This is a genomic window from Aquirufa nivalisilvae, assembly GCF_003143535.1.
Lineage (GTDB): Bacteria > Bacteroidota > Bacteroidia > Cytophagales > Spirosomataceae > Aquirufa > Aquirufa nivalisilvae.
On the sequence record NZ_CP029346.1, the window covers coordinates 2,285,998 to 2,298,924 of the forward strand.

A 12,927-nucleotide genomic window follows, 5' to 3' on the forward strand; every position below is an offset into this window, starting at 1 on the left:
AAACCTATTTTAGAATTCTTTTCCTATATTGATTCGGACTCTCGCCTATGGTACGAGTAAAGATTTTCGTAAAATACGACAGCGATTCAAAACCGCAGGCAAATGCTATATCTCCAATACTAACATCCTGCATCAGCATTTTCTTAGCCTGAGTAATACGGTATTGATTGACATAATTACTAAAGGTCAATTGGGTTTTTGATTTAAAATATCGACAAAACGCTTCCCTCGATAAATGACATTTCTCGGCTATTTCCTGTAAAGTAATTGCCTCCATAAAATGATTTTCAACCCATTCCTTAACAATTTGCCAGCGTTGCTGATCTCGAACCGAAGGATTTTCCCAAGTGGCCATTTCATTCAAATAAATGGATTTCATTTCCTTAGCTAACACTTGAAATATCGACAAAATCTCCATAAACTGATCAAAATGCGATCTATCAGGTAAAGCCATCAATCGCTGACCAATTTCTTCTTTCCTGGCTCCTTCAAAAACAATCCCCGTTTTAGCTCTTTCAAATAATTCCTTGATAGCATGCAATTCAGGAACCTCTGACCAAGTTCTTCCTAAAAAGTCCTCTTTCATCTGCACCACAATTTTACGATAGGGCACTTTTAAGCCATAATCAAAATTCAAATGAGGAATATGCGGACCTATAAACACTAAATCTCTTTGCTGGTATTGACTCACATGATCACCAACTCTCCTTGGACCAGCCTCAGCTTCAATGTACAACAATTCATATTCTGGGTGGGAATGCCATAAATAAAAATCCTGTAAATGAGGTGTTTGCAAAATTCGAAATGAACTTTCTTCTTTTATTTGTATGGCTTCAAATTGAATCTTCATTTTAATCAAATTGACAATTGAATTCCAATACTAGTTAATAAATGTCAATATTGTTACAATATTGGTTAATTCAATCCTAAAACTAGCTATTGCCAAATACTAACTTGCATCATTCAAAATTCAATCAAAACATGCAAACAAAATCTCCAAACAAGACCTCCATGACTACCATGAATGCTCACTTAGACATCCCTGGAAACCCTTCTCTTGCCAAAAGCAGTATCAGTCAATTGAATGATGGAAAATCGGGAAAATCCCTACGTGCTTTAAGCCAAAAGGAATTCAATTTTTGGAAGCAAGTAGGCTATATTATTGTCAAAAATGCTATTTCTAAAGATCAGGCCGCTCTTACGGCACAAGCAATCTGGGAGTTTGAAGAAAAAGACCCAAATGACAAAAGCACATGGTATACTCCACCCAGAGCTGATATGCAAATGAAGGAATTAATAGGTTCAGGCATGGTAGAAATGTACAATCACCCACTGCTATGGGCAAATCGACAAAGTCAACGTGTGTACGATGCTTTTGTGGATGTTTGGGGAACCGAGGATTTATGGGTAACGATAGATCGATGTAATCTCAATTTTCCCATTCAGCCAGATAGACCATTCAAAGGATTCATTCATTGGGATTATGATCCAGAAACCAAACCAGTGAATGTACAAGGAGTATTGGCTTTAGTAGATCAAACAGACGAAAATATGGGAGGCTTTCAATGCATTCCTGAACTATACCGTACCTATGATACTTGGAAATTAAGTCAACCCGAAGATCGTGATCGATTTAAACCCGACACAACTGGATTCGAACTGACAAAAATTAAAATGGAAGCTGGAGATTTACTTATTTTTAATAGTTTATTGGCCCATGGTATAAGACCTAATTTAACTCAGGACAAAGTTAGAGTCGCTCAATATATTTCCATGATGCCAGCAGAGCCTGAAAATCAATCCTTATTGGATTGGAGGATTAACTCCTGGAATAATAAAATTGCACCAGAAGGTTATGCTTTCCCTGGTGATCCAAGAGGAAAAGAAAAGACACAGCCTGTGGCTGAATTAAACGAACTGGGAAAAAAATTACTAGGTTTGGCTTAGGTATATCCGATGCGTGCATCGGATATGAAGCATCTAATCTACCGCAAATGAATAGCTGAATCTTTGAGCTCAAAAGGATGATTTTTCATCATTTCCCACATGGCAGCTCCTGCTAGCAAAACGGGGCCGTAACCATGGGCTGCAAAGGGAGAAATAGGTCTGTTAAAATAAAAAGCAGGGTCCCAGCCAAGGCCAGTACCTACGCAAGTTCCATCTACTTGACCTTGTGCATTAACTTTAGAAGCAACAGCTTGCCAACCCAAAATAGCAGCAGGTCCATAAGTTCTTGGATCTAGCCACCCTTGGTTGATTCCTTTAGCCAATACATAGGTATAAATAGCTGTAGCTGAAGTTTCAAGATAGGAATCATTCCGATCAATTAGTTGATGCCAAAAGCCCGTTCCATCTTGATGTGCTAACAGTCCTTTCAAATGCTTTTTCAATTGAATTAACATCGCTGGTCGAGCAGGATGATTAGCAGGTAAATGCTCTAATAATTCTGCATTGGTTAACAATGCCCAGCCATTAGCTCTAGCCCAATGGAATTCTGGATGCTCCTCAGAACCTTCGAGATAGCCATGCATAAACAAGCCCAAACTAGGATTAAACATTCTCTTTTGATAAGATTCAAATTGAAATGCTGCTTCATTAAAGCAATTGACATTAACAGAGTCCTTACCCAATTGCAATAAGGCAGGAATGGCCATATATAAATCATCTAACCAAATGGTATTGGGTAGCGGACGCATACGAGCCAAAGTCTTATCTGGTAAACGATGCTCCTCCTTTAAAATAAAATTCAACGACTTTTGAGTAATCAAAGAATCATCCCCATCAAATCCAGCGCGTTTAGCTTTTAAAAAAGCCATGGACATAGCTCCAATATCATCCAATGCTTTTGGATTAATTAAACCACTCAACACATGAGATTTAGTGGGATTTTGTTGGGTATATTGATAGGCCTTGGGTAAAGTCTCTAAAATAAATTTCAATCGCTTGAATACATACTCCTTGTATTTGGCATCCCCACTAACCTTTTCTAAGGCCAACATGCCACTGTAAGTTACCCCAAACTCGTAAGAAACGGGTCTGAAATCACCTTTAGCAAAAACTAATTGATCTGAATAAATTTGATAAGGATTCCATGCTTCACCTGAAGCTTTATGTATCAAATTAGCAGGAGTTGCCTTTTCCAAATAGGTATAAACCTTATCTACCGTAGCTTTGATTTGAGCTTCATTAGGAACAACGTATGGGGTTGGATAATCAGGTTGAAGCGCATGCAAAGGAGCATTCGCATCTGAAGCAGCTGTAATGTTTTTTTGAGCAAAGCTAGGAATGATGGAGGAAATGGTCATTCCCCAAATCAAGATGGTTTTTTTCATATTCAAATTTTTACACAATAAATAAAGACAAAGTGCTCACAAATCTACGCATTAAGTCATAAAAAAAGGAGTTTTCTTGCGCTTTGAACGTATAGAAAACTCCTTTATTAGGCATTTATTGTAAGCTTATTGCTTCACTTCAATTCCTGAAATCTGAACAACAATTTGTTGTGGTGCAGTTTGTGGGTTGACAGCAACAAAATAGACATCATGTGTACCATTTACGGCTTGAATATCTACTTTAATAGGAGCTGGACCACCCATTCTTCTTTGTCCACCAGCTTGACCTGCAGGTGCACCTGCCGCTGGAGCTGGAGCAGTAGTTGGTGTTCCTAATGGTGCGCCTTTTTGCTGAGTATTAGCAGCAGCTGGAGGAGGACCAAATCCGGTAGCTTGTGAAACAGCGATCGGAGTCGTTTTACCAATTAAAGTTCCAGTTGGAGAATCCAAACGAATTTCAATTACTCCACCTGTGGCATTTGTACGGGCTTGAGCAGAGGCACTGATATCCATGGATTTAATTCCTGTCAAATCCAATTGCTTGTATGCAATGTAAGGATTTTGTCCAACCATGTTCGTTGCACGTGCAGGAGTTATCAATTGTTGAATTCCAAAACGTAAATCGGCCTTCTCTGGATCTAAAGCAGGATGACGTAATAATAACCATTTCTCCGATTGCGCTGGGGCAATTTTATTATTCCCCTTATCTAAGTAAGTAGCACGAACCACAAATACTCCTTTGCTTCCTACTTGCTCCTTAGGAACAACCGCATCAATTTCACCCGCCAATGGAATGTTATTATTAGCTTTTTTATCACCTAAACTAAGAATATAATTCACCATGGATTTAGCATCTGCTTTAGAAATTTGTGGGTGGGCGCTCATCGCATGCTCTCCCCAAACTCCCATTCCACCAGAGATAACTTTCGCAGATAATTGATCTACTACGTTTTGTCCTTTGTATTTAGCTGCCACTTCTTGGTAGCTTGGTCCAACAGAACGTACATTCGGAAGGTGGCATGATTTACAATCACTTTGATTAATCAATTTCAAGCCAACAGATGCAAACAAATCGCTATCAGCTTTACGATGACTTTGAGACATTTCAATAGGATCATATCCAGAAGCAATGTAGTCGATAGTAGCTGCTACTGATTCAGGAGCAATACCTTTTCCTAATACACCATCTTCTTTATCTTCAACTTGAATCTGATAAGCTAATTTTTTACCAGGGAAATAGAATGATTTATTACCATTTGGAACAACGATATCCACATTAGGTGATTCATTACCTACTTGTACTTCCAATGAAGCAGTATTACTCAAGCCTTTAGGATCAGTAGCTTTCAATACTACCTGGTATTTACCAACTTGACTTAATGTCAATTCTGGAGATTCGCCTGATAATGTTTTTACTACTTTACCTTGTTTTTTTACTGTCCAAGTATAGCTTAATTTATCTCCATCATAGTCCTTCGTTCCTTCAGCAGATAACTTGGTTTTGAATGGTAAAGATCCACTTAATTTACCAGCGCTTACTTCCACTGCTGGTTTTCTGTTTCCGCCTTGGTACTCAACTTTCACTAATCTAGCGTTATCATTTCCGCGGAACCAAGCAGAACCATATTCTAATACATATAAATCTCCATCTGGACTAAATTTCATGTCAATCGCACTACCAAAACTTTGGTTTGGCAAGAAACGCTCCATGGATTTATAGTTTCCGTTTTCGTCTAAAGTAACTGACATAATCCAACCACGCATAAATTCCACGATCAACCATTTGCCCTCATAATATGAAGGGAATGCGCGTTTTGCGGTGCTTGGGAAATCAGAACGGTGATAAACTGGACCACCCGTTGCACTTCTACCAGAAGCACCAACCAATGGGAATTCTTCTGAAGTACCATATGGATACCAAATAAATGCTTTTTGAGCAGCTGGCAATTCCTTTAACCCGTCGTTATTCGGCGATTCATTCAATGGCTTAGCTGGATTAAAACGAGGACCTACTGCCGAATTCTCGAAATTATAATCTGCGTATGCTTTGTTGTCTCCAATAAAATATGGCCAACCAAAAAATCCTGGGCCTTTAGCTTGATTAAATTCATCATAACCGCGTGGTCCTCTGTCAGAGTCCACTGAAGCATCAGGACCAACTTCGCCCCAATAGATATAACCTGTTTTAGAATCCACACTTACTCTCCATGGGTTACGATGTCCCATTGTATAAATCTCAGGGCGAGTTTTAGGTGTACCTACTGGAAATAAATTTCCTTTTGGAATGGTATATGAACCATCTTTTTCAGGATGAATACGCAAAATCTTACCTAACAAATTGTTGGTATTTGCGGCTCCACGTTGATCATCCCAATAAGCTTGACCAGCACGCTCATCAATCGGAGCATAACCATCTGAATTACTATTACTTGTGTTATTACCAACTGTCAAGAATAAATTTCCTGATTTATCAAAAGCCATGCCTCCACCTGTATGGCAGCATTCCTCTCTTTGTGTAGGAACTTCAAGCATTACTTTTTGCTGATCAATCAACAATTCCTCTCCTTTCAACTCCATACGCACCAAAATGTGCTTACTCTCTGTTGGATGAGCATAATATAAATACAACCAATGGTTCACTTTAAAATTAGGATCAACTGCAATCCCCATCAAGCCTTCTTCCGCTTCACGAACCACACCCACGCGATTCTTATATTTTGTATTGACAACAATGTGTCCAATAACCTTGGTTTCTTTGGTACTAGGATTGTATTGTTTTACATCCCCTTTTCTTTCTACAAATAAGATGCGACCATCAGGTAAAAAATCCATTTCCATGGGTTCATCTAATTTTTCATTTAATACAGACTTGACAAATCGATTTTCATCTGGAGCCTGTGCATTTCCTTGGAATGACCAAAGGGAAACGCAAGAGAGCATTAAAAGGCGCGTTAACCTGCCCAATGTAAAGTGTTTCATATGTGTAAGGTTGTTCATTTTACAAAAATGATACAATAAGTCGAATGAAAAAAATGCACCTTTGCTTTTGCTACCAATGCGCACTATTTGTCGACAAAGCCTTAAATAGCTTTAAAAATCAGGCTTAAATCCTAGAAATTTCCTAATTTTCAAAAAAACAGATTCAAATGATTACTAGAATAAGCCTACTTTTTTTGATTTCATTCAGCGCCATTGCCCAAGCAAATTCGGACGAATCAAGTATTCGCAACTTATTAGCCAAACAAAACAAACTTTGGAATCAAGGAGATATTCCAGGTTTTATGGCTTACTATAACCATTCCGAGGATTTAAAATTCATTGGTAAAAACGGAATAACCCAAGGATGGGATGCCACCTTAGCTCGATATCTTAAAAGCTACCCTAATCAAGAGGCCATGGGGCAATTGACCTTTGATATCATTGAAGTAGACGTTACAGCCTCCAAAACCGCATGGGTTATTGGCAAATGGCATTTGGCAAGACCAAAACTAGGAGATGTAGGAGGCCATTTTACCTTACTTTTGAAAAAAGTCAAGGGCAAGTGGCTTATTTTCAGAGACCATACAAGCTAAGTCTCTCAAAGGCATAAAACAACTCTGAACCTATTTGTGCAGACCGTTCATCGTATTGAAATGCCTCTTCTGGGCTATCATCAAATGCTTTAGGGTCCTCATATCGCAAGGGTATCCTAGCTGAAGCACCTGGTATAAATGGGCAATTTTCATCAGCATGTGAGCAGGTCATCACAGCAGCAAATTGCTGATGAGGATTGATGGGATTATCATAGATTTTGGAAAATGCGATCATAGGTCGACTATCCTCAGTATGAAAAACAAAATAGACTGGGTTGGCATGTCCTCGCTTATTAACTTGAAATCCGAATCGTTGCAATGAAGCGACTGCACGCTCATTGAAGGCTGTTTCTTCTACTCCACCAGAATAGGATTGCAAAGGAATATTAAAATAGTCAGCGGCCGTTTGCGCCCAAATCTGAGACAATTGACTTCTTCTAGAATTGTGCGTACAAATGAAATTCAATCGTAAAGGTTTTCCTTGTTGTAAGTTGTCTTTCATATAAGTCACTAACATTTCGATCTGTTCTTTCCGATCTAAGGAAATGGGCCTCTGTCTAATCTCTTGAATTTTTGCTTCTAAATTGGAATACATGTTAAATTAAATTATATCGCAATATTACGATAAATAAACTATTTCAAAAAGTGTAATGAAAATTTAAGGAACAATCACCATGAAATGAGAGGGCAATACATGAAATTCAAACTTTTCTGAAACGATTAATTCTCCGTCGATTTGAGCTTTCAATTCCCGATCTGCCTGTATCGTGATTTGCTTGGCTTGCTGAAAATGCAAGAATGAAATATGCTCATGCTTACCTTGCTGGATCTTAGGCAGATACCAAATCCGTTTAAATATCGACAAAGGTTCACAAAGTAAAACATCCAATTGATTATCCCAGATGGATGCATGGGGCACAAAATGAAAGCCTCCTCCAGCTCTGGAAGAATTAAACACCATGCATAAAAAAACTTGACGCTCAATCCATTCCGTTTCTAAACACATTCGGATTCGGAATGATTTAAAAAGAAATAATTGAGGAATAGCAGCCAAAAAATAACCGATTAACCCTCCAATGGCACGAATGGCATTCATGGACTTCAACACCTCTCCTTCTAAACCCATGCCCACTCCATTTAAAAACAATTGTCCATTACACATTCCTGCATCAACAGCTTGGCTTTTCGCTCTCAAAATTATTCCCAGATGTTCCTCTCGAGTTACATTGCCATATAATTTCCAATAAAAATCATTTCCTGTTCCTCCTTTAAAAAAGGCAACAGGAATTTGACAGTTCGGATAGGCATTAGCAAAGAAATTGTAGGTCCCGTCTCCTCCCAATACCCATACTTGGCTAAAAGCTTGTAAGCTGCTTGGCCAATCCTTAAAAAACATGGTCAGTTTTAAAGCACCTTTAGCATGTAGTTTAGTTTGATCTTCTACCCAATGGGCATAAAGCTTTGTTCTTTTAGAACAAAATGGATTTATCAAGAATGCGATATGTTGAACCTCCAAACCCAAGTCTTACATCTGAATGTAATTTTTTAGATGCTCTATCGTATCCAAATGATCCTGAATAGTAGCTGTAATTAAATCATTGACAGAAATGATTCCTACAAAATGACCATTTTCTAACACAGGCAAATACCGAATGTTTTTTTCCGACACGATAATCATACACATTTCCAAGGTAGTTTCTCGATTGATATGAGGCAAATCGGTGGACATAATTTCCTTGACCGAGGCGTCAATTGAACTTTTTCCTAAAAGGATAACCTTCCGAGCGTAATCCCTTTCTGTCATAATCCCCAAATACTGGTTTCCTTCCATCACAACCACTGAACCAATGTTTTGGTCTTGCATTATTTTTAATGCCTCAATCACATGTGTGTCAGGTCCTACAGTGATGGTATCCCTCTTTCTTTGCGATAAAATGTCATTAACTTTTTTCATAGCTTTAATTTTGTGTTGGAATAATTCAAGTTAAAACAAAAATATTACAAACAAAAAGCTTTGGACATAAAAAAAAGAGGCCGAAGCCTCTTTTCATTCATAGGGCAAATTAAACGGCTATAAAAATCGTATGATTCAAATCATATCCACCTGATGCATTGGCAGTTACACTAGCTAATTCATTCGACAAAGAGTCCTTAATAATGGAATCAGTTGTGTTTTTTGTGGAGTTTTGACCATGTGCCTTATATAAATCCGTATTGTAAACAGCAGTATTGATATCCTCAGGAAAAGCAATTTGTGTTGTCAATTTCAATACGTTATTCACATAAATTTGAGCGTGAACGTGAGTCACACGACCTTGGTACCAACCTGGATAGATCGTAGTGAATTTAGCTATCCCATTCGCATCCGTTGTAGCTATTCCTCGACAAAATGTTTTGGCAGTATTATCTTGGGTACCTAGATAACCTGTATTCGTATAGCCAGAATAGTAACCATCCTTATCACAATGCCAAACATCCACGCGGGCATTGGGCAATAAAGCACAATTAGCACTCACATTTTTAACAGCAATAACCATATTCAAAGGCAAACCAGTCTTCCCTTCCGTAATATCTGCATGGGTAATGGAAGCATCTCGCTTATTGTACAATGGATAAGGACCATCCGTTTCGGTGTCCCCTACTTTACAAGTGCTCGATGAACTACTAGAAGAAGAACTGCTACTGGAACTTGAGCTACTAGATGGGCTAAGCGTTTCATCTGATTTACATGCTACCATGGCAACTGGCCCCATCAATACGGAAGCACCTGCTTTTAATAAAAAATCTTTCCTTTTCAATGTATTATCAATTTAGGGTGTGTAGAACTACTAGTCAAATTACTCAATAGACACCTAGAATATTGGCAACAATCGGTCAATATGGAAAACAAAAAGTCGAAATCTATCATTTTGTCGATATCCATATCAGCTCAAATCCTTATCTTAGAAAAAAAATAGAAACATGTCACAAAAACCTCCCGTAGCTATCATAACTGGGGCTTCCAAAGGAATAGGAAAAGCTCTGGCCTTATTACTAGCAGAACATAATTTCCAATTAAGTCTTATTGCTCGAAGTAAGGGAGAATTAAAAGACTTATCAGAGGCTATTGCCGAGATTGGACATCGCCCCTTATATTTTGTAGGTGATGTAGCCGATGAAAGCTTTGTGAATTATGCTGTAGAAAAAACAGCACACACTTTTCAAGGAATTGATTTCCTGATTAACAACGCAGGATCAGGTGTTTTTGGGCCTACAGAAAGTTATACCGTTGAAAATTGGGATCAAATATATAATACGAATGTCAAGGGTACATTTCTTTTCTCGAAAGCTGTTTTGGCTACCATGAAAACGGCTAAAAAAGGTCATATTATTTCCATTGCGTCCGATGTTGCCAAACGAGTATTTGATGGCGGATCCTTGTATTGTTCCTCCAAATATGCTCAACACGCATTTACAGAAGCGCTTCGAAAAGAAGTTAGAAAAGATGGAATAAAAGTTTCTACTGTATATTCTGGCTTAGTAGATACCATGTTTCATCCAGAACCGCAAGGCGATTCTAGCCATCATGCCTGGTTGACTTGTGAAAATATGGCTGACAGTATCTATTTTATCATGAATCAACCGCCACATGTAGTAATCGATGAGTTAATGGTTCACCCTTTGTCGCAAGAATATTAAAATTTATTCAATTATTTCCTCAAAAAAGCAGGTTTTATAAATGGTATTATTTATATTTATTTTTGCAATAAATACATTATGCCCCTAATAAAACCTACTTTAAGCTTCCAGCAGATCATTAATATGAATGTTGGATTCTTTGGAATTCAATACAGTTTTGGATTACAACAAACGGCCGTTGGGCCACTTTACAGCTTTTTAGGAGCACATGAAGGTGACCTTCCTCTCTTATTTCTAGCTGGACCCGTTACTGGTTTACTCATTCAACCCATCATTGGAGCCTTAAGTGATAAAACCTGGCATCCGAAATATGGCCGAAGAAAACCATTCTTTTTAATTGGTGCTATTGCATGCAGCCTATGTCTATTTGCCTTTCCATTTAGTCGAAGTTTATGGATGGCTGCTGGATTATTGTGGATATTAGATGCCGCCAATAATACGGCCATGGAGCCTTATCGGGCATTTATTGCTGATAAATTACCGAGTGAGCAATTGGCTACAGGTTTCCTTACTCAGAGTTTTTTCACAGGTTTGGGAATTACCTTAGCTAATGTTTCCTTGTTTATTTTTCAAAGTTTCATCAAAGGCCAAAGTGAAGTGGGGATCCCTTACTGGGTATATGGTTCATTTTTTGTAGGTAGCTTTTGTTCTATTACCTCTGTATTATGGTCCGTTGTAAAAACTCCAGAGATTCCTCCTTCCGACGAAGAGTTAATTCACATGCGTGCTCAAAAACGTAATTTCTTAGATCCGTTTTTTGAAATATTTGAGGCTATTGGTGATATGCCACGTGTCATGTGGCAACTAGCGTTAGTTTATTTATTCCAATGGTATGCTTTATTCATTTATTGGCAATATGTACCCTTGAGCATTGCTCGTTCCGTATGGAATACAAGTTCCGAAGAAAATATCCAGCTGTATGAAGAAGCTGCAGCATGGACAGGATTAGTTAATGGCTTTTATAATGTCATCACCTTTTTATCTGCTTTTTTCTTAGTGGGTCTGGCCAAAAAATTTGGACCCAAATGGGTGCATATTGTTTGCCTTTTAGCTGCTACGATATCCTTACTTATTTTACCCACCATTCATGATAAGTATTTACTGTTTGCTCCTATGATAGGTTTTGGTGTGGCTTGGGCCAGCATGATGGGAGTCCCTTACTTGTTAGTAGTAGAAAGTTTACCCAAAGAACGTTATGGGGTTTACATGGGCATCATCAACATGATGATTGTCATCCCAATGATCGTTCAAACATTAAGTTTTGGGGCTATCTTTAAAAACATATTGGGTTCCGACCCAAGGAATGCTATTTCCTTTGCGGGAGCATTGTTGGCTGTAGCCGCTATTGCCACAGCATTTATACCTACTAATGAATCTAAAATACCCCAATCATGAGTGTACTTTGTATCGGAGAAGCCCTGATAGATATGATATGTACCGATAAAGGATCTACCTTATCGGCTGGTGAAAATTTTCTAAAAAAACCGGGTGGTGCGCCAACCAACGTGGCTGCTGCTATTGCAGCATTGGGGGGTGAAGTATACCTAAGTGCCAAAGTAGGAAATGATCCATTTGGTAAACAACTACAAGAAGTCATGGATAGCTTTGGTGTGAATACCCAACACATTCATTTAGACAAGAACTATTTTACAACCTTCGCATTTGTATCATTAATGCTGGATGGAGAGCGGGAATTTGTATTCAATCGAGGAGCTGATGCCCAGTTAAATATCGAAGAAATTAAGTTGATTGACTTAAGCCAACAACATATTATACACTTTGGATCGGCTACTGCATTTTTAGAAGGAGAACTGAAAGAGGCATATTATTATTTATTGAAAGAAGCTAAAGCAACGGGGAAGATTATCAGTTTTGACCCAAATTATAGGCATCTATTATTTGGCGATAAACAAGATAGTTTCATAGAACAGTCATTACTATTTCTTCAACAGGCCGACTTCGTCAAACTGAGTGATGAAGAAGCTATGTTGATTACGCGCACATCTTCATTAACTGAAGCTACCGAAAAATTACTCCAAATATGCCCTGGAATATTTGCTATTACTTTAGGCAAAGAAGGAACGCTGTTGGGTTTGACTGGTAAAACAATAACTATATCTAGTATACCGATCCAACCAACAGATACTACAGGTGCTGGAGATGCATTTGTAGGTGCAGTGCTATATCAATTAGATCAATATCCTTCCAAAGACCTGATTCAATTGAGTATTGATGAATGGACAAAAATCATTCAAAATGCCAATAAAGCAGGGGCGCGTACTTGCGAATACATGGGAGCTATGGAGGCTTTCCGTCATTTAAATTCAGCTATTTTTAACTAAGTA

The 12,927-nt window shown here is 38.3% G+C and carries 12 protein-coding genes; 5 read left to right on the plus strand and 7 right to left on the minus strand.

What is annotated here, in order from left to right; genetic code table 11:
• Window positions 1-4: 4 nt before the first annotated feature.
• Window positions 5-850 carry a helix-turn-helix transcriptional regulator gene (locus tag HME7025_RS09800; RefSeq protein WP_109323461.1) on the minus strand — a complete coding sequence of 282 codons (846 nt, stop codon included), beginning with the start codon at window positions 848-850 and terminating at the stop codon, window positions 5-7.
• 131 nt (window positions 851-981) lie between these two features.
• Here HME7025_RS09800 and HME7025_RS09805 point away from each other — a divergent pair, with 131 nt between their 5' ends.
• The gene (locus HME7025_RS09805; protein ID WP_226998205.1) at window positions 982-1,947 is read left to right on the plus strand and encodes a phytanoyl-CoA dioxygenase family protein; all 966 of its coding nucleotides are present in this window, start codon (window positions 982-984) and stop codon (window positions 1,945-1,947) included.
• A 38-nt stretch (window positions 1,948-1,985) separates the two neighbouring features.
• Here HME7025_RS09805 and HME7025_RS09810 read toward each other — a convergent pair whose 3' ends face one another.
• Complete coding sequence (locus HME7025_RS09810) at window positions 1,986-3,332, minus strand: glycoside hydrolase family 88/105 protein (protein WP_226998206.1); 1,347 nt, start codon at window positions 3,330-3,332, stop codon at window positions 1,986-1,988.
• A gap of 126 nt (window positions 3,333-3,458) precedes the next feature.
• Window positions 3,459-6,311: a PQQ-dependent sugar dehydrogenase gene (locus HME7025_RS09815; RefSeq protein WP_226998207.1), complete on the minus strand. Its 2,853-nt coding sequence runs from the start codon at window positions 6,309-6,311 to the stop codon at window positions 3,459-3,461.
• Window positions 6,312-6,478: 167 nt separating this feature from the next.
• Here HME7025_RS09815 and HME7025_RS09820 point away from each other — a divergent pair, with 167 nt between their 5' ends.
• The gene (locus HME7025_RS09820) at window positions 6,479-6,904 is read left to right on the plus strand and encodes a YybH family protein (RefSeq protein ID WP_109323462.1); all 426 of its coding nucleotides are present in this window, start codon (window positions 6,479-6,481) and stop codon (window positions 6,902-6,904) included.
• Here the strand turns inward: HME7025_RS09820 and HME7025_RS09825 are convergent.
• From HME7025_RS09825 to HME7025_RS09840, 4 genes are all read right to left on the minus strand, one after another.
• Window positions 6,885-7,499, minus strand: a complete 615-nt coding sequence (locus tag HME7025_RS09825; RefSeq protein WP_109323463.1) for a low molecular weight phosphatase family protein — start codon at window positions 7,497-7,499, stop codon at window positions 6,885-6,887. The two genes, HME7025_RS09820 and HME7025_RS09825, sit on opposite strands and share 20 nt — an antisense overlap.
• 63 nt (window positions 7,500-7,562) lie before the next feature.
• Window positions 7,563-8,396: a diacylglycerol/lipid kinase family protein gene (locus HME7025_RS09830; RefSeq protein ID WP_154401959.1), complete on the minus strand. Its 834-nt coding sequence runs from the start codon at window positions 8,394-8,396 to the stop codon at window positions 7,563-7,565.
• A 33-nt stretch (window positions 8,397-8,429) separates the two neighbouring features.
• Window positions 8,430-8,858: a CBS domain-containing protein gene (locus HME7025_RS09835; protein ID WP_109323465.1), complete on the minus strand. Its 429-nt coding sequence runs from the start codon at window positions 8,856-8,858 to the stop codon at window positions 8,430-8,432.
• A gap of 109 nt (window positions 8,859-8,967) precedes the next feature.
• Complete coding sequence (locus HME7025_RS09840) at window positions 8,968-9,702, minus strand: dioxygenase family protein (RefSeq protein ID WP_109323466.1); 735 nt, start codon at window positions 9,700-9,702, stop codon at window positions 8,968-8,970.
• Between the two features lie 163 nt (window positions 9,703-9,865).
• Here HME7025_RS09840 and HME7025_RS09845 point away from each other — a divergent pair, with 163 nt between their 5' ends.
• The 3 genes from HME7025_RS09845 (at window position 9,866) to HME7025_RS09855 (ending at window position 12,924) form a co-directional block, all read left to right on the plus strand.
• Entirely contained in the window at window positions 9,866-10,582 is a 717-nt protein-coding gene (locus HME7025_RS09845) for an SDR family oxidoreductase (protein ID WP_109323467.1), read from the plus strand.
• A gap of 78 nt (window positions 10,583-10,660) precedes the next feature.
• On the plus strand, window positions 10,661-11,977 hold the full coding sequence (locus HME7025_RS09850) for an MFS transporter (protein WP_109323468.1): 1,317 nt from the start codon (window positions 10,661-10,663) through the stop codon (window positions 11,975-11,977).
• Window positions 11,974-12,924: a carbohydrate kinase family protein gene (locus HME7025_RS09855; protein WP_226998208.1), complete on the plus strand. Its 951-nt coding sequence runs from the start codon at window positions 11,974-11,976 to the stop codon at window positions 12,922-12,924. Before HME7025_RS09850 ends, HME7025_RS09855 begins: the two co-directional genes overlap by 4 nt.
• Window positions 12,925-12,927 lie beyond the last annotated feature (3 nt).

Bases quoted from the DNA above. Each gene is read 5' to 3' on its own strand.
- HME7025_RS09805 (WP_226998205.1), top strand. From the start codon at position 982: ATGCAAACAAAATCTCCAAACAAGACCTCCATGACTACCATGAATGCT.
- HME7025_RS09850 (WP_109323468.1), top strand. From the start codon at position 10,661: ATGCCCCTAATAAAACCTACTTTAAGCTTCCAGCAGATCATTAATATG.
- HME7025_RS09810 (WP_226998206.1), bottom strand. From the start codon at position 3,332: ATGAAAAAAACCATCTTGATTTGGGGAATGACCATTTCCTCCATCATT.
- HME7025_RS09820 (WP_109323462.1), top strand. From the start codon at position 6,479: ATGATTACTAGAATAAGCCTACTTTTTTTGATTTCATTCAGCGCCATT.
- HME7025_RS09855 (WP_226998208.1), top strand. From the start codon at position 11,974: ATGAGTGTACTTTGTATCGGAGAAGCCCTGATAGATATGATATGTACC.
- HME7025_RS09845 (WP_109323467.1), top strand. From the start codon at position 9,866: ATGTCACAAAAACCTCCCGTAGCTATCATAACTGGGGCTTCCAAAGGA.
- HME7025_RS09815 (WP_226998207.1), bottom strand. From the start codon at position 6,311: ATGAAACACTTTACATTGGGCAGGTTAACGCGCCTTTTAATGCTCTCT.
- HME7025_RS09825 (WP_109323463.1), bottom strand. From the start codon at position 7,499: ATGTATTCCAATTTAGAAGCAAAAATTCAAGAGATTAGACAGAGGCCC.
- HME7025_RS09800 (WP_109323461.1), bottom strand. From the start codon at position 850: ATGAAGATTCAATTTGAAGCCATACAAATAAAAGAAGAAAGTTCATTT.
- HME7025_RS09835 (WP_109323465.1), bottom strand. From the start codon at position 8,858: ATGAAAAAAGTTAATGACATTTTATCGCAAAGAAAGAGGGATACCATC.